The following is a 15,895-nucleotide window of genomic DNA, read 5'->3' as shown; positions in this document are numbered from 1 at the left end:
CCATGACCGCGGTACCCACCGTGCCCCAGCACCCCACGGAGACCACCGAGACGACCGAGGCACCCGGCGGCGGCCGGCGCGCCTGGACGGTGACCGTGCTGCTCGTGGTCTTCATGATGATCAACTTCGCGGACAAGTCCGTCCTCGGCCTCGCCGCCGACGAGATCCGCGCGGACCTCCATCTGAGCGCCACCCAGTTCGGGCTCGCCAACAGCGCCTTCTTCCTGCTCTTCTCCGTGGCCGCGGTCGTGGTCGGGCTCGCCGCCGACCGGATGTCGCCGAAGACGCTGCTCCTGGTGATGGCCGTCCTGTGGTCCGTCGCCCAGGTGCCCGCGGCGATCGGCGGCGGCCTCGCCGTACTGGTCGCCTCACGGGTCTTCCTCGGCGCGGCGGAGGGCCCCGCCTTCCCCGTCGCCCAGCACGCCACGCTGGCCTGGTTCCCCGACCACCGGCGCAATCTGCCCGGCGCCCTGATCACCCTCGGCGTCACGCTCGGCGTGATCGTCTCGGCCCCCGGCCTCTCCTGGGTGATCCAGCGCCACGGGTGGCGGACGGCGCTGTGGGTGCTGGTGGCGGTGGGCGCCGTGTGGGCCGCGGTCTGGGCCGTCCTGGGCGCGGACGGCCGGCACCGCGCCGTCACGGCCGCCGGTGAACCCCGCGAGGAGGTGCGGGCGCCGGTCCCGTACCGCAGGATCTTCGCCAGCCGCACCTGGACCGGCGTCACCCTCGCCTACTTCACCAGCTACTGGACCGTCGCCCTGATGCTGGTCTGGCTCCCCTCCTACCTGCGCAACGCCCTCGGCTACTCGGCCCACACGGCCGGCATCGTCGTCGTCGCACCCTGGACCATCGGCGCCGTCGTGCTGCTCACGCAGGCGGGCGTCACCGGCCGGCTGATGCGGCGCGGTGTCGGGAGCCGGCGGGCCCGCGGCTGGGTGGGCGGCTGGCTCCTCGCGCTCGGCGCCGCCTGCTGCCTGGCGCTGCCGCTGGCCGACGGTACGACGGCGAAGACCGTGCTGGTCGCCCTCGGCTTCGGCCTCGGCGGCTCGTACGCCACGATCGCCGCGACCACGGTCGCCGAACTGGCCCCGCCCTCCCGCAAGGGCGGCGCCCTCGGCACCATGAACGCGGTGGTGACGGCGGCCGGTCTCGCGGCGCCCGCGCTCGTCGGGGCGCTCGTCGACGCGCAGGGCACCGGCGGCTACCAGAGCGCGGTGCTGCTGTCCGGGGGGCTGCTGGCCGTGGGGGCCGCCGCGTCGTTCCTGCTGGTCGATCCGGCGCGGGACATCGCGCGGCTGACCGGCTGACCGGCTGACCGGCTGAATCCGAACGGTTGAAGCAGACCGGCTGAATCCGACCCGGCAGACTCGAACTCACCTGTCCCTCTTAGGAGTTCCCCTTGACCGTCGCACCTCCCCTCGACACCCCGCCGCTCGACCAGGCCCTCGCGGACCTGCGCGGCCGGGCGGCCTCCTGGACCGCCACACCGCTCGCCGAGCGCATCGGCCTGCTGGAGCGGATGCTCCCCCGCATCGGCGACGGCGCGTCCGCCATGGTCGCCGACTCGGCCCGCGCCAAGGGCTACGACGCCGGCTCCGACTGGGCCGCCGAGGACTGGGTCACCGCGCCCTGGGCGCTGGCGCAGACCGTGGGCGCGTATCTGCACGTGCTGCGCCGGCTGGCCGCCGGGCGGGACCCGGTGCCCGCCGCAGCCGTCCACGCCCGCGAGGGCCGTACGGTCGTCGACGTCTTCCCCGCCACGGCCACGGACCGGCTGCTGCTCAACGGCTTCACCGCCGAGGTGTGGACCCTGCCGGGCACGACCCGCGAACAGGCCCTGGCCCGCGCGGCGGGCGAGTACCGCGGCCGGCCCGGCGAACCGGCCGTGGCGCTGGTGCTCGGCGCCGGGAACGTCCCGGCGATCACCCCGCTCGACATCCTGCACAAGCTGTACGCCGAGGGCCAGGTCGTCCTCGCGAAGATGAACCCGGTCAACGCCCATCTCCGCCCGCACTTCGAGAAGGTGTTCACCGAGTTCGTGGAGCGCGGCTGGGTCCGCTTCGTCGACGGGGGCGCCGCCGAGGGCGCGTACCTCACCGCTCACGACGACGTCGACACCATCCACGTCACCGGCAGCGAGCGTACGCACGACGCCATCGTGTGGGGCACCGGGGAGGAGGGCGAGGAGCGCCGACGCGCGGACACCCCGCTCAACGACAAGCCGTTCACCAGTGAGTTGGGCGGTGTCAGCCCCTGCATCGTGGCGCCGGGGCCGTGGAGTGCCGCGGACTTCCGCTTCCAGGCCGAGCACATCGTCACCAGCAAGCTGAACAACTCCGGCCACAACTGCGTCGCCACGCAGATCCTGCTCGTGCCCCGCGACTGGGACGGCACCGAGCGGCTGCTCGCCGAGATCCGCCGGGTCCTCCGCGAACTCCCGCGGCGCGGCCCCTACTACCCCGGCTCCGCCGACCGCCTCGCCGCGGTGACCCGCGCGCACCCGGAGGCCGAGACCTACGGCGACGACGACTGCCGCGTCCTGGTCCCGGACCTCGCCGACGCGGACGATCCGATGCTCACGGACGAGGTGTTCGCCGGTGCCCTGGGCGTGGTCCGCCTGCCGGGTGAGGACGTGCCCGCATTCCTGCGCGCGGCAACGGAGTTCGCCAACGACAAGCTGCCCGGCACCCTCGGCGCCACGCTGCTCGTCCACCCCCGCACCGAGCGGGCCCACCGCACGGCAGTCGAGGAGGCCGTCGCCGGGCTGCGCTACGGCACGCTGGGCGTCAACTGCTGGTCGGCGTTCGGCTTCCTGCTCGGCTACACCCCCTGGGGCGCCTTCCCCGGCCACGACCGCCGGGACATCGGCAGCGGGGTCGGCTTCGTGCACAACGCGTTTCTCCTGGAGGACGTCGAAAAGACGGTGCTGCGCGCCCCGTTCGCCCCGTCACCACGCGGCCTGTTCACCGGCTCGCCGTCCCTGTCGCCCCGTCCCCCGTACTACGTCACCAACCGCACGGGCCGGACGACGATGCAACGCCTCACCGCCTACGCGACGGACCGGAGGCTGTCCCGACTGCCGGGCATCTTCATGTCGGCGTTGCGCGGCTGAGCGGACTCACCGGCTGCGTGAGGCAGGCATGCGCCAACGCCGGTGTGAGGCTGCGGGGTTACCAACGGCTCGCCGGTGTCGGTGCCGCGTCGACGGCCGGGATGATGAACGAACTCCATGACCTGCTCTCCCCCACGCACCGGCACGTCGCCGAGGAGAAGGAGCGGCGGCTGGTGCTGCGGGAGGACGCCGGGTCGGGGGCACCTCCCCTTCGGAGGGTCGACCTCGAATCCGGGCGAGTGGTCGTGCGCTCCGAGACACCGCCGCCGCCGTCCGAGCCGAGGGACGGAGGGCGGGCGTAGCTCGTCCGGCCGGGCACGGGGCAAGGGCCGTTTGTGGGGAGAAGCCCGGCGAGGTGGAGGTGCCGTCGCTACGCTGCCCGTGGGGCTAGGAGTGGGGGGTCCATGGGTGACGGCGGGCGTGTCGAGAGTCGGCGCAGGCTGTGTCTGGTCGTGGATGTCGAGCGGTACAGCGGGCGCAGTTACGACGCCCAGGCGAAGGTCCAGGACGGGGTGGCGCTCGCGTTGGACCAGGCGTGTGCCAACGCCGGTCTGCGATGGCGTGATTGCGAGCGGCAGGACCGGGGGGACGGCCAACTGCTCCTGCTGCCACCGGAGATCGACGAGGACCGGGCCGTTCCGGGGCTGATCCTCGGGCTGCGGGACATGCTGCCGCTGCTCAACGCCCGGGTGCCGGAGGAGCATGTGATCCGGTTACGGGTCGCGCTGGCGCAGGGCGCGGTGCGGCCGGCCAAGCTCGGGTTCGTGGCCTGGTCGGTCGAACTGGCCTCCCGGCTGCTGGACTCGGCCCCGCTGCGCAAGGAACTCGCCGTGGCGCAGGGCAGCGACATGGCGCTCATCGTGCCGGACGACCTCTACCACGACGTCTTCGAACGCGGCGCCGGCGGACTGCCGCCGGACGCGTTGCGCAAGGTGCGCGTGGAGATCAAGGCTAAGAAGTTCGCGGCCGACGCCTGGCTGGGCGCCCTGCCGCGCGGCCGTACCGCCCCGCTGGGCTTCCCGGTGGTCCCCGTCGGCGCGCCGCTGGCCCGGCCCCGGCGGTCGCTCGCCCAGCGGGCCGGTGCGGCGGCCGTCCTGGTCGGCGGAACGCTGTTGCTGCTGCCCGGCGCGGAGGCGGCCGCGCACTCCGCCGATCAGCCGTCCGCCGATCAGCCGTCCACCGGCCACCGGGCGGCGGACGCCGCCGAGACCGTGGCGACGACGACCGCCGACCATGTTGTGGACAGCCCGCATCCTCACCCCCACCACGTCGTGTCCCACGACTGGGGCGAGCACTACGGGCATGTCGGGGAGGCGGGGTCCGTGGTCGAAATCGGGACTGGCACCGGGACCGATACCGGGACCGACGAAGGGACTTGGTACGAGACCCACACGCCGGTCCCTTACGACCACGACACCCACGACACGTACGAGCACGACACCTGCCGTCACGAACCCGACGAGCCCCTCCCCCACGACGACCCCGCGTCCGGCAGCTTCTCGGTCGATCCGCATCACCCCGACTGGTGAGCGTTGCGGAAGTGGAACTCCTCGCACAGTTCCCGCGCGGTGCGGGCGTGCCGTCGTACCGCGCGGGGGCCCGACGCCTCCCGGGTCCGCCAGTGGGCAGCCTCTCGTGCCGCCGCGCGGGCGATGTCGTGGGCCGGGGCGTCGGGTGGCAGGCGGAGGCAGGACGCGGCGTCCGTGCCCGTCGCCAGGGCGACCAGCGCGGCCGTCTCGGTGTCCCCCAGGGGCAGCGTGCCGTTCGCCAACTCGGCCAGGGCTGAGCCCAGTTCGGTCTGGCGAAGGAGCGGATGTCGGCGTAGCGCGGTCACCCCCGAGCGCAGGGCAGCCCATGCCTCGCGTGCGGCGGGGACCGCCTGGGCGGCGAGGGTCAGGTCGTCCAGGGACTGGAGGGCGGACGCGGCGCGCAGCCGGTCCGCCGCGGACACGAACCGTTCGTCCATCTCCCGTACGAGCGCGTCGAGTCCGGACTCCTCCCGCAGCCGTTCGAGGAGGGCGCCGGTGCCGCGTACGGCGGGGCGGCCGTCGGCGCCGGTGAGGAGGCCGACGGCGAGCGCGATGCCGTAGACGCCCAGGAGGTCCAGCAGACGCAGCCGGGCCGCCCGGTCCAGCGGGCCGTCCGTCCACTCGGCGAACTCCTCCGGCGAGTACAGCGCCTCCTCCAGCACATCCGGCGGTACGTCGGTGAGTTGGCGCAGGAGCGCGGTGTCGTCCTCGGTGAACTCGTCGCCGCCCGCGGTCTGCGCGAGCAGGCCGACGACGGGGACGATGTGGGAGACCATGCCGGTGAGACGGGTGGTGTACGTGGCCGCCACCCGGCGGGCGCGCGGCCACGGGGTGCCGGTGCCGGAGCCGAGTTCGTCGATCCGGCTGAGGACGCCGAGGACGTTCATCGCGGTCATCCGGGAACCGGCCTGGCGGCGCAGCGACTGGAGGGCCTCCGCGTCCCCGGCGCCGGGGTGCGGCATGACGTACAGCAGGGCGTCCGCCCGGGAGAGGGCGCGCAGGGCGACCTCGTCCAGACCGCTGAGCGTGTCCATCCCCGGGGTGTCAATGAGAATATGACGTCGGGTCAGTTCGCTGCTGGTGACGTCCACGAGGAGTTCGGCGATCTCGTCCGGTGGGCTGCCGAGCCGGCCCGGTTCGCGCGGGATGCCGCCGCCGGGGTGCGCGGGGACGTCGTAGGCGCGGCCGTCGAGCCGCTGGACGCGGACCTTGTTCTGTACGCCCTGGCGGAACCAGGCCACCACCATGGTGCACTCGGTGGCGGCCGTGGCCGCGAGCCGCTGTCCGAGCAGGGCGTTGACGAGGGTGGATTTTCCGGCGTTCATCCGGCCCCCGACGGCGATCCGCAGCCGCCCCTCCGCCAGCCGGTCCCGTACGGCCTCCAGGGCGGCGACGACCGAGCCCGGTTCCGGATCGGGGCTGGGGGTGAGGGACTTGAGGGCCGTGGTCACCAAGTCGGTGGCCGCCGCGCAGAGTTCGCCCTGCTCGCGGCCGCCGTCGCCGCCGTCGTCCGGCCGCGGGTTGTGCGCCGCCGTCATGTCACCGCCCGGCCGGGACGGGTGGCGCGGTGTGCGTGCGGGCCTTCTCCAGCGCGGCCAGCAACCGCTTCGCCGGGCGTTTCAGCGGGGCGAGTTCCTTCGCCTCCGCCTTGGCCTCCTGTTCGTGACGCTGCCATTTGCGGTACTCGCTCTCCACGCCGTCCAGGGTGGAGACGAAGCTGTTCCAGAGCCCGGACTTGTTCTTCGCCTCCTCCGCGAGGCGGCGGCTGACGGCCAGTTCGTGTTCCAGGTCCTCCACCCGGATGTTGAGGTGCTGCGCCAGGCACCAGAGGACCGGCACCTGGACCCCGGCCGGCCGCGGCCCGCAGGACAGGGCGACCGTGGCGGCGCGCACCATCGCGGCGCCGTCCAGCGAGCGTTGGAGCGGGTCCAGGGGCGCGGTGGCGCGCGCCCAGGCGTCGCCGGGCGGCAGGAGGTCCGCTTTGGTGTAGGCGAGCACGACCGGGATACGGCTGGTGCGGCCCTCCATCGCCCGCTGGAGCAGCACCGTCAGCCGTCGCACCTCGCGGCCGCCGCGCGCGTCCTCGGCGAGGTGGTGGGCGTCGACGAAGACGACGATGCCGTCCGCCTCGGTCAGTTCGGCGAGGACCCGGGAGGTCTCCTCGTCGTCGGTACGGCTGCTCAGGGCGCCGCCGCGGTAGTCGGTCCAGGTGAAGTCGGCGACGGCGCGCCGCCCGTGGGAGAGCCGGAAGACGTGCTGTTCGCGGCGGGAGGAGGGCGGCGGGTAGCTGCCCTGGCGTACGGCGTCGGCGGCGGACCGCAGTTCGCGGTCCAGGGCGCCGTCCTGGGCGCGGATCTTGAAGCCGCCGTAGCCCCGGCGCATCAGGTCGTACATCATCGCGATGTAGGTCGTCTTGCCCGCGTTGCTGTGGCCCAGCATGACGATGTTCATGTGCGGTCCCCCGAGGTGCTTGGTCCGCCGGGGGCACCGGGGTCGGTGCCGAGGCGGTGAGTGAGGTCGTCGGCGCGGCGCAGCAGGCCGGTGACAGCGACCAACCGGCGCTGGGCGCGCTCGCGTTCGGCGTCCCGCTGTTCCTTGGAGGCGCGGGCGTGGCGCTGGAGGTTGGCGAGTTCGTCCTCCAGCAGGCGGCGTTGGGCGGTGATGCGGTCACCGAGCCGTTCGGCGAGGCGTTCGCCGACCTCGTCCACGGCCTGGGTGATCTGGGGCGGCACCTCGGTCTCCAACTCGCTGATGACGCGCTGCGCGTAGCGGCTGCCGTCGCCGCGGGCCCGGACCAGTTCGTCGCGGTCGCGGCGGCGCCTGGAGAGGAGGGTGACCATGCCGAAGCCGGCCGCGAGCGGCAGCAGGACGCCGGAGGTGGCCATCGCGGCGACGGCGACCGTGAGCGCGCCGGTGCTGAGGGCCGGGACGACCCGTTCGACGGTGCCGAGGACGCCGTCCCCGTCGTGCGTGGAGCGCACCAGCGGGGGCAGTGCGGTCAGCCGGTCGGGGCGGGCGAGCCCCTCGAACGACTCCTCGTCGCCGAGGCCGCACTCGCGTTCCATCAGGGCGGTGAGACGGGCGACGCCGTCGCGGGTGGCGTGGTCGAGGTCCATCCACACCGCCTCGATGCCGGCCTCCAGGTCCCGGGGCAGGGCGGTCGCGAGTTCGGCGCCGGGGAGCGAGGCGATGCGGGCGTCGGCGAGTTGGCGCAGGTCGTTGACGTTGCGCCGGAAGCCGGTGCGCAACCGGCGTTCCAGCTCGCGGGTGGCCTTGCGGAGCAGACCGCGCCAGCGGGCGTCGGAGTCCTGGAGGGCGCGCAGCGCGTCCCGCTGGCGCTGGATGTCGTCCACGAGGGTGGGGTCCTGGGCGAGCGCGCGCAGCCGGCGTTCCTCGGCGGCGGCGAGCGGGGCGAGGCCGGCGCGGGCGACGTGCACGATGTTGGCCAGCCGGAGTTCCGCCGCGCGCACGGCGACGCGGCTGGTGAGCGCCGACCGCAGCGGGACGAAGCCGTCGGCGGCCATGTGCCTGGCGGCGCGTTCCTCGTCGCCGCGGGCGAGCGCGGTCAGGGCGTCCTGGTGGGCGCGGCTGCTGACCGGGTACCAGGGGGCGGTGGCGTAGCGCGGGGCGTGCCGGGCGAGCAGCTCCCGGTTGCGTTCCAACACGCTCGGCCAGGAACGGTACTTGTCGGTCTGGGTGAGCACGAACACCACTTCGGCGATGCGGGTGGTGGCCTGTTCAAGGAACGCCAGCTCGGAGGCGGTGAGTTCGGAGGAGCCGTTGACGACGAAGACAAGCGCGTCGGCGTGGTGCAGCGTGGCCATGGTGATCCGGGCGTGCCCCGACACGAGCCCGCCCACGCCGGGTGTGTCGATCAACCGAAGCCCGGTCGCCAGGAGTTGAGCGGGTATCCCCACCTCCACGTGGTGGATGTCCCCGCGGTAGGGCGCCTGACTGTCCGGGTCCACGGCGGCGTACTCGGTGAGATCGTCCAACTCGATGGGCCGCGCGCTCTGCCCACCGTCGACGTACGCGATCGCGTGCGGCTTCTCGGCATGCCGCACGAGAATGTGCACCCCGGTCGCCACGTCGACCTCCACGGGCAGGAGGTCGCGGTGCTCGACCAGGGCGTTCACCAGTGAACTCTTGCCGCGCTTCTTCTCCCCTACGACGACGACGGTTGCCGCACCTTCCCGGGCGACGGCGACCTCTTCCCGTATCGCAGCGGCGGCAGCGCCTTCGGCGGTGTTCGGCGGGGGTGAGGCGACGCCACCACCACCCCGAATCGCCGGAGTCCCCTCGGGCGCCGCCGGAGCCGCGGCAGCGGCCCGCTCCAACAACTGGGCAGCGTCTTCGGCAAAGGCGAGGACTTCGTGGTGGAGGGGGTGCGGGTCGGGGGTCATGGGTTCTCTCCCAACGGCGGGGTGGTGGGGTTCGGGGGGTCCGGTGGGGTGGTGGGGCTGGGGGCGTCCGGCGAGCCGGCGGGACCGGAGACGTCCGGTGGACCGGCGGGACCGGAGGCGTGCGGCGGGGCGCTTGGTGCGGGGGCTGCCGGCGGGGCGGCGATTCCGGGGCCGGGGGCGCCGGGCGGGGCGGTGGGGACGTAGTACCCCTGCGGGGCGGCAGGATCGGGCTCTCCCGGCCGGGCGGCATCGGGGCGCCGGTTGACGAAGCCAGGGGCACCCTGCGAGGTGGCGGGCGCGGGATCCCCCGACCAGGCAGGGGGGTTGGGCTTTTGCTGCCGGGCGGCAGGGCTACTGGTGGTGGGCCCGGAGCCCGCCGGTCCGATGGCGCGGCCAGGGTCTTCTTGCCCGACGGCGGGCCCGAACTCTCCCCACCGGTCGGCGGAGCCGGGCGCCGTGGCCCCGGGTTCTCCTTGCCGAGCGACAGACCCGGCAGACCCCGGCCCGGCAAAAGAGCCGACGTCTCCCTGTCGGGCTACGGGCTCAGGACTGGGTACGCCCGACCCGACGGCAGGACCGAACTCCCCCGACCAGGCAGCCGAGTCGGCCCCTTCGTTCCGGGCGTCGGACCCCGGCTCCCCCAGCCTCACTACGGCGCCGGGATCTCCCGGCCAGGCAGCAGGCGCAGGGGCTCCCTGCCGACTGACAGGGCCGGGCACCCCCGACCCGACGGCAGGACCGAACCCTCCCGGCCAAGCCGCCGAGTCGGCCCCCTCATGCCGCGCGACGGCCCCGGGCTCCCCCGCCCCCACGGCAGTGCCGGGAACACCCGGCCAGACAGCAGGATTTGAGGCTTCTTGTCGGCTGGTGGGACTGGGCTCTCCCGCCCCGGCAGCAGGGCCGAACTCCCCCGGCCAAGCGGTGGAACCGCGTCCTTCCGACCGGGCAGCAGGACCATGCGCACCCTGCGAAGCAACAGACGCCGGCTCCCCCAGACCGGTCCCCTGCGGCCCAGCGACAGGGCCCGGGGCGACGAACCCCGGCTCCTCCTGCGGCCCGCCCCGCCCCGGGTCTCGCGGTGGAGCGGCAGGCCCGTGCTCACCCTGCCAAGTCGCGGACCCGAAGTCCCCTGGCCCGGTGACACTGCCAGGGTCTTCCGTCGGGACGACGGGCCCCGGCTCTCCCTGGCGGCGGGCTGCAGGTCCGGGCTGTGTCGGGTGCGTTGCGGGGGCCTGGCTCCCCAGCTCGGTGGCCGGGGCGACGGCCTTTGGCGAGCGCGTGGGGGCGGGCGGTGGTGGTGCGTCGTCCCATTCGTCGAAGGCGGAGGTCGCCGCGTTCTCGGGTGCGACCTCGCGGGTGCGGCCGAAGACGGGGCCCTCGGGTGGAGGGGTGGGGCGGGGCGGGGTGGCCGCACGCAGGCGCGCTTCCGACTCGGGGTCGTAGAAGTCGTCGTCCTCCTCCTCGTAAGCCGCCCTGCCCGTCAGTCCGCCGAATTCCTGTTGTTGCCGTGGGGGATCCGGCTGGACCAGGCGGGCCAGACCCCGCAGGAATCGGCCGGCGATGTCGCGCGCGCCCTCCTCCGCCTCCTGCGCCGCCCGCAGTTTCTCCTGTGCGGCCCGCTGCTTCTCCTGCGCGGCCCGTTCCTTCTCCTGTGCCTCCCTCTGCTCATCCCACGCATCCCGCCGTTCCTCCCCCGCCGTTCCGAGGCCCACCGCTCGTCTGGCCTTGTCGCGTAGGCCCTGGGGGCGCTGGGAGCCTGATGAGACTGGGGTCGTAGGCGCCGGCGGTGGGGGCGTGTGGTGGACCGTCTGCGGGGTCGTGATGTCCGCGCCGCACGCGTGCGTGAGGACCGTGCGGTCGGCGTCGCGGGAGACCTGCCAGCCCGTGGCCAGCACGCACGGCACCTCCGTGCGGGCGGCCGCGTCCCACCAGCGTCGTGCCTCCGTCTGCGGCAGGAGGTGGAGGGTGTAGGGCCGGGCAGGCGGCCACTCCGGGTCCCGACCGCCGGACGGCGCCGCCGGCCAGGGCGCGGACCCCGGCTCCGACGTCAGCAGCGGTGCCGCACGCGCACGCCAGACCGGCCCGACGTACCGCCGGTACGCGTCGCCCGCCCAGGGCACGAACCCCTCCGCCAGCACACCGAGCGGCGGCACCGGCCTGCGCGGGTCGGGATGGTGCCAGCCGACGAAGCCGTACAGCGGCCTGCCGTGCCGCTCCGCGGCCATCTCGGTGTCGATCAGTTCGATCCGGCAGGCCGCGCCCACCAGCACGCCATGCGCACCGCGGGCCAGCAACGGCCGTGGCCCGGCGGCGAGTCGGCGCCCGCCGGCCACCGCGGCCCGTACCGCCTGCCCCACCGGGCCCGCGGCCCCCATGCCAGGCGGCAGCGCCCGCCACCACTCGTCGACCTGGTGGGTACGGCCGTAGACCACGGCGTACCACTCGTCGGCGTCGGACGGTGATCGTTCGCTCATCGGTCAGTCCTCCTGAAGCTTTCCGTCCCGATAGATCGGGCTCGTGCGCAGGTCCTCGGCCATCTGCTCGGCCCACACGCGCGCCCCGCTGATCTCGCCCGCGGTCTCGCCGCGCCGCTCCCGGTCGGCGTCGATGGAGGACTCCAGGGCGTTGATCCGGCCGCGTTTGATCCAGGGGCCGAGGAAGCCGTTGCGCAGGCTCTCCACCTCCTGCCGCTGGCTTTCGAGCCGATGGTCGAGACCGCTCAGGGCCTGCTGCTGCCGCGGCAGCCGCTCGGTGAGGTAGTGCATCAGCGCGAAGGAGATCGGCTTGTGCAGGTTCTTGGGGTTGACCTGGTCGGGCCGTACCTTCAGCGCGTCCTCGCGGTCGAGCCCGAACGAACCGATCTGCACCGGGCAGAGCAGCACCGTCACTTGGTGGGCGAGGACCGGCACGAGGTCGAACAGATTCCGCCGTACGACGTCCAGCGCGTCCCGCGTCGGCCGGCCGGTGATCTGCGCGAGCAGGTCCGTCTTGGTGATCAGCACGATGATCGCCGGGGTCTGGTTGCCCTCCTGGACGTGGGTCTCCACGACCGTGGAGATCGCGCGGGAGAAGCGGGCGATGTGCATGGGGTCCCCGGACCGGTTGCGCGTGCCGTCGGCCGCGTCGTTGATCCACTCGGCGACGTGCTGCCCGTCGAGGGTGAGGATGATGGTGTCGGAGATCGCCAGCCGCTCCTTCAGCGCGGCCACGTCGGCGGACGCCCCGGTCGCGCGCATCCGTTCGGTGCCGGCGCCGCCCCGGTAGTCCTGGAAGTCGATCTCCAGCAGGGTGGTCATGCCGTGCTTGAAGGCGAACTCGTAGTCCAGGGGCTCCACATCGGTGGCGTCGGGCAGGGTGCCCGCCACGCACAGTTCGTCCCACGCGTCCGCGAGGTCGAGGTCCTTGTCGGGGTCGGTGGCGTAGAGGAAGTAGCCGTTGAGGCCGCTGGAGAGGACGGCGTACATGCCGTGCAGATACGTCGTCTTCCCGCAGCCGGAGGCGCCGAGCATGGTCATGGTGATACGGGGTGCCTGATACATGGCGATCGGTCCCTGGGTGATGGCGTAATGGCGGGATTGCGTGATGACTTGATGGGCCTGACGACTTGATGACTTGATGACTTGGTGGCCTGATGGCTGATGGCCTGATGGCTGATGGGGAACGGACGGCTCAGTCGTCGTAGGAATCGGCGTCGAACGCGAACCCGAACTCGAAGTCGGGGTCGCCGTCGGGCCGCAGGTACCGCGGTCCGCGTAGGGCGACCTCGGCCCCACGAGCCCGTGAACTCGCGTGCCTGGTAACGGCGTTGGATACAAGCGCCCCGAGCGCGACCGTCGCCTTGGGGTCGGCGCTCAGCGCGGGGAGCCTGCCCTCGCGTTCGGCGATCAGGTCGGAGATCAGCGGCGTACGGCTGGCACCCCCGGTGAGGACGACGGCGTGCAGATCGGCGGGTTCGACGCCCGCCTCCGCGACGGTCGCCGCGAGCACCTCGTGACTGCGCGTCAGGAGCGGTGCGACGGCGGCCCGGTACTCATGGGCGCGCAGCAAGAAGGGTTCGGAGTAGCCGGGTACGGCGATCTCGACCGACCCGGCGGTGGACAGCGCCTCCTTCGCGGCCACGATCTCCCTTCGCAGCAGGGCGAGTTGAGCGGTGGACGCCGGTTCGGTCGACTCGGTCAGCTCCTTCCACGGGTCGGGGTCGCGGGCGACCGCCCGTTCGCGGAGCAGGTCGGTCAGACGGTCGTCGAGGTCCTCGCCGCCGAGGTCCGGGTCGCCGCCGACGGCCACGGTCGTGAAGCCGTCGGCCGTGCGGCGCAGGACCGCCGTGTCGAAGGTGCCGCCGCCGAGGTCGTAGACGGCCAGACAGGCGCCCTCGGGCAGATCGGCGGTGCGGGTGTGGTGCAGGGCGGCGGCCACCGGCTCGGGCAGCAGCTCGGGTTCCTCGATGCCGGCCAGGGCCGCCGCCCGGGTGAGCCGGGCGAGTTCCGTGGCGCCCCAGCGCACCGGGTGGGTCAGGACGGTACGGGCCGGCGCCGTACCGCCGTGCGCGGCGACGGCGGCCTCCCGGACCCGGCGCAGGACGGCGGCGGCCAGTTCCTCGGTGGGCACCGCGCGTCCGCCGAGCAGGACGGCGTCCTGCCGGACCAGGGCCCGTTTGGGCGCCCGTTCGGTCATGTCGGGCCGGTTGACGGCGCGTTGGAGCGCGGCGCGGCCGGTGAGCGGTGTGCCGTCGGCGGCCAGGGCGACGACCGACGGCAGACAGCGGCTGTTCTCGAACTCCAGCATCGTCGCGCCGACGGCGGTGCCGGCAACGGCGGTTGCGGCGGTGGTGAAGCACGTGCCGAAGTCGACGGACAGCGACCACGGCCGGCCGTCCCCCGTGTCACCGTCTCCACACCCGTCACCGGACGCACGCCCGGACGCGAACGCGTTCAAGGAACCCCCCAGCCCCCACGGGCACGTTGCCGTCCCCTACGACCCGCCGTGCCCGTTCGCCGCACGAAGATAGGACACCCCGTGTGCCGCCGTACGGGTATCGGCGTTTCTGACATCTTGAGCACTTCGGACGGGCAGAATCCGGTCACATGACGACATCCGGGCAGCAGGCCGTCGGTCCGCGGTCATCGGTCCGCGCCCGGCTTCGGGGGAGGTCCGACGAGGTGCGCAGCGAGGCGACACGGCAGGGGCGCGGCGGGCGTTCCCCGGGCGGCAGATACCACTGGACGCCGGGCAGTCTGCTGGCCGAGCTGCCGCCGGACGCCGCCGAGCGGTTCCTCGGGCTGGGTCGCCCGGTGACCTTCGCGGCCGGGGACCGGCTGATCAGCGAGGGGTCCTCGGAGACGTCTCCGTTCCTGATCCTGACGGGCTGCGTGAAGGTGACCAGCGACGCGCAGGACGGCGGCACGGTGCTGCTGGCGCTGCGGACGCCGGGCGAGGTCGTCGGTGAGCTGGCGGCGCTGGACGACCGGCCGCGGTCGGCCACGGTGACCGCGGTCCGGCCGACCCTGACGCGGGTGATGACCGCGCGGGCGTTACGGGAGCATCTGCGGGCGAGCGCGGACGCGTCGGAGGCGATGCACCGGGCGATGGCGGGCAAGCTGCGCGGTGCCACGCGGTACCGGGTCGACGCGGCCTCGGGGAGCGCGACGACGCGGGTGGCGCGGGTGCTGGACTATCTGCTCCAGCACCACGCCCAGCCGGCGCCGGACGGGCTGCGGATCAGTGTGCCGCTCAGCCACACCGACCTCGCGGCGCTGGCGAACATCTCCGACGCGAGCGTGCAGCGGGCGCTGCGCTCGCTGCGGGACACGGGGGCTGTCACCACCCGCTACCGCAATGTGCTGGTCCGGGAGCCGGCTCTGTTGCGGACGATCGCCGCGCGGGAGACCTCGTGACGACGGAAGCGGTGCTGGGCGGTACGGCCCGGACACGGCCAGGGGAGGGCTGTCCGGGCCGCCACCGCCGGGAGGGGCGGGCGCTCAGCCCTCGGTCAGCGTGACGTCCTGGTGCCCGACGGCGTGGAACCGGGGCAGCGGCAGTCCGCTCGCGGTGCTCAGCTCCATCACGGTGACCTCGACCTCCGCCGCGCCGGGCTTCAGCGTGGTCAGGCTGGTGCGGCCCGTGTTCTGCCAGGTGTGCTCGGTGCCGTCGCACACCGCGCGCGTGCCGCCGATGCCGTGCCGCAGGTCCTCGGAGCCCTGCCGGACGGAGGAGCTGACGAAGACGGGGTCCGTGCCGGCGACGCAGCGGTAGGTGCCGGAGAGGGTGACCGTGCCGTCGGCGGCGACCCGGCCGGTGGCGTCGACGGTGACGCTCTCGGCCGGGTCGGCGACGGCGGGTGCCGCGCCGGCGAGCAGCAGCAGGGCGGTGCTCGCGGCGGCGGCCAGGGCAGGGCGGATCTGCATGGGAGACCTCCTGTTGTGGGGGGGGCTCCACTGGTACCGGGCGGGCGGGCTCCGCGCGGTGACCGTCACCCCTTCGGTGGCGAGTCCGCACCGGTCGTCGGCGAACCGTCCCGGGGATGTCCTGGTGCTGTCACGCTCGCGGCCCGCCACTGGCGGCGGCCGCGCGAGGGGCGCAAGGTCGTCCTATGCGAGGCCGGCCGTACGGCCGGCCGCCACCGACGTGGAGGTGCGCCATGTGTTCCCACCCGCTCTCCGGCCCCACCGCCGACACCCCCGCGGCACACGTCGTCGCCGCCCACCCCGAACAGGGCTGGAGCCTGCTGTGCGACGGCACGATCGTCTTCGACGACTCGGGCGAACTCCACCCCGACGGCAGCGTCGTCACCCCGCACCGCTGGCAGACCCGCCACCTCACGACCGCGGCCTGAACCACCCTCCCGCCGCAGG

12 protein-coding genes are annotated in these 15,895 nt (G+C 73.8%); 6 read left to right on the top strand and 6 right to left on the bottom strand.

Translation table 11 applies throughout. The features are described from left to right. The first annotated feature begins 2 nt into the window (after window positions 1-2). From AFM16_RS29455 to AFM16_RS29440, 4 genes are all read left to right on the top strand, one after another. Entirely contained in the window at window positions 3-1,307 is a 1,305-nt protein-coding gene (locus AFM16_RS29455; RefSeq protein ID WP_078635294.1) for an MFS transporter, read from the top strand. Window positions 1,308-1,399: 92 nt separating this feature from the next. Then, window positions 1,400-3,112 (top strand): aldehyde dehydrogenase family protein, encoded by a 1,713-nt coding sequence (locus AFM16_RS29450; RefSeq protein ID WP_078635291.1) that lies wholly within the window; start codon window positions 1,400-1,402, stop codon window positions 3,110-3,112. Window positions 3,113-3,129: 17 nt separating this feature from the next. Then, window positions 3,130-3,414 (top strand): DUF6191 domain-containing protein, encoded by a 285-nt coding sequence (locus AFM16_RS29445; RefSeq protein WP_143648463.1) that lies wholly within the window; start codon window positions 3,130-3,132, stop codon window positions 3,412-3,414. Window positions 3,415-3,516: 102 nt separating this feature from the next. Further along, on the top strand, window positions 3,517-4,641 hold the full coding sequence (locus AFM16_RS29440) for a hypothetical protein (RefSeq protein ID WP_078635287.1): 1,125 nt from the start codon (window positions 3,517-3,519) through the stop codon (window positions 4,639-4,641). Here AFM16_RS29440 and AFM16_RS29435 read toward each other — a convergent pair. From AFM16_RS29435 to AFM16_RS29410, 5 genes are all read right to left on the bottom strand, one after another. Beyond that, window positions 4,626-6,179, bottom strand: a complete 1,554-nt coding sequence (locus AFM16_RS29435) for a dynamin family protein (RefSeq protein WP_078635285.1) — start codon at window positions 6,177-6,179, stop codon at window positions 4,626-4,628. The genes AFM16_RS29440 and AFM16_RS29435 overlap by 16 nt on opposite strands. Window position 6,180: 1 nt before the next feature. After that, window positions 6,181-7,092, bottom strand: a complete 912-nt coding sequence (locus tag AFM16_RS29430; RefSeq protein ID WP_078635282.1) for a TRAFAC clade GTPase domain-containing protein — start codon at window positions 7,090-7,092, stop codon at window positions 6,181-6,183. Further along, window positions 7,089-9,044, bottom strand: a complete 1,956-nt coding sequence (locus AFM16_RS29425) for a dynamin family protein (protein WP_078635280.1) — start codon at window positions 9,042-9,044, stop codon at window positions 7,089-7,091. Before AFM16_RS29425 ends, AFM16_RS29430 begins: the two co-directional genes overlap by 4 nt. A 2,477-nt stretch (window positions 9,045-11,521) precedes the next feature. Then, a complete protein-coding gene (locus AFM16_RS29415) occupies window positions 11,522-12,583 on the bottom strand; it encodes a hypothetical protein (RefSeq protein WP_078635275.1) in 1,062 nt (353 codons plus the stop codon). 130 nt (window positions 12,584-12,713) lie between these two features. Then, window positions 12,714-13,979: an Hsp70 family protein gene (locus AFM16_RS29410; protein ID WP_051780646.1), complete on the bottom strand. Its 1,266-nt coding sequence runs from the start codon at window positions 13,977-13,979 to the stop codon at window positions 12,714-12,716. Window positions 13,980-14,128: 149 nt separating this feature from the next. On the opposite strand from AFM16_RS29410, the gene AFM16_RS29405 reads away from it, so the two are divergent. After that, a complete protein-coding gene (locus tag AFM16_RS29405) occupies window positions 14,129-14,938 on the top strand; it encodes a Crp/Fnr family transcriptional regulator (RefSeq protein WP_078635273.1) in 810 nt (269 codons plus the stop codon). 84 nt (window positions 14,939-15,022) lie between these two features. Here AFM16_RS29405 and AFM16_RS29400 read toward each other — a convergent pair whose 3' ends face one another. Next, window positions 15,023-15,448 (bottom strand): DUF6299 family protein, encoded by a 426-nt coding sequence (locus tag AFM16_RS29400; protein ID WP_078635271.1) that lies wholly within the window; start codon window positions 15,446-15,448, stop codon window positions 15,023-15,025. 233 nt (window positions 15,449-15,681) lie between these two features. Between AFM16_RS29400 and AFM16_RS29395 the strand changes: the two genes are divergently transcribed. After that, a complete protein-coding gene (locus AFM16_RS29395) occupies window positions 15,682-15,876 on the top strand; it encodes a DUF5999 family protein (RefSeq protein ID WP_030789795.1) in 195 nt (64 codons plus the stop codon). The last annotated feature ends 19 nt before the right edge of the window (window positions 15,877-15,895 follow it).

The sequence above is a fragment of the Streptomyces antibioticus genome (genome assembly GCF_002019855.1).
GTDB lineage: Bacteria > Actinomycetota > Actinomycetes > Streptomycetales > Streptomycetaceae > Streptomyces > Streptomyces antibioticus_B.
Note: the sequence above shows the minus strand (reverse complement) of the source record. Positions and strands in the feature narration are given on the sequence as shown.

Bases quoted from the DNA above. Each gene is read 5' to 3' on its own strand.
- AFM16_RS29435 (WP_078635285.1), bottom strand. From the start codon at position 6,179: ATGACGGCGGCGCACAACCCGCGGCCGGACGACGGCGGCGACGGCGGC.
- AFM16_RS29400 (WP_078635271.1), bottom strand. From the start codon at position 15,448: ATGCAGATCCGCCCTGCCCTGGCCGCCGCCGCGAGCACCGCCCTGCTG.
- AFM16_RS29405 (WP_078635273.1), top strand. From the start codon at position 14,129: ATGACGACATCCGGGCAGCAGGCCGTCGGTCCGCGGTCATCGGTCCGC.
- AFM16_RS29415 (WP_078635275.1), bottom strand. From the start codon at position 12,583: ATGTATCAGGCACCCCGTATCACCATGACCATGCTCGGCGCCTCCGGC.
- AFM16_RS29395 (WP_030789795.1), top strand. From the start codon at position 15,682: ATGTGTTCCCACCCGCTCTCCGGCCCCACCGCCGACACCCCCGCGGCA.
- AFM16_RS29430 (WP_078635282.1), bottom strand. From the start codon at position 7,092: ATGAACATCGTCATGCTGGGCCACAGCAACGCGGGCAAGACGACCTAC.
- AFM16_RS29455 (WP_078635294.1), top strand. From the start codon at position 3: ATGACCGCGGTACCCACCGTGCCCCAGCACCCCACGGAGACCACCGAG.
- AFM16_RS29440 (WP_078635287.1), top strand. From the start codon at position 3,517: ATGGGTGACGGCGGGCGTGTCGAGAGTCGGCGCAGGCTGTGTCTGGTC.
- AFM16_RS29425 (WP_078635280.1), bottom strand. From the start codon at position 9,044: ATGACCCCCGACCCGCACCCCCTCCACCACGAAGTCCTCGCCTTTGCC.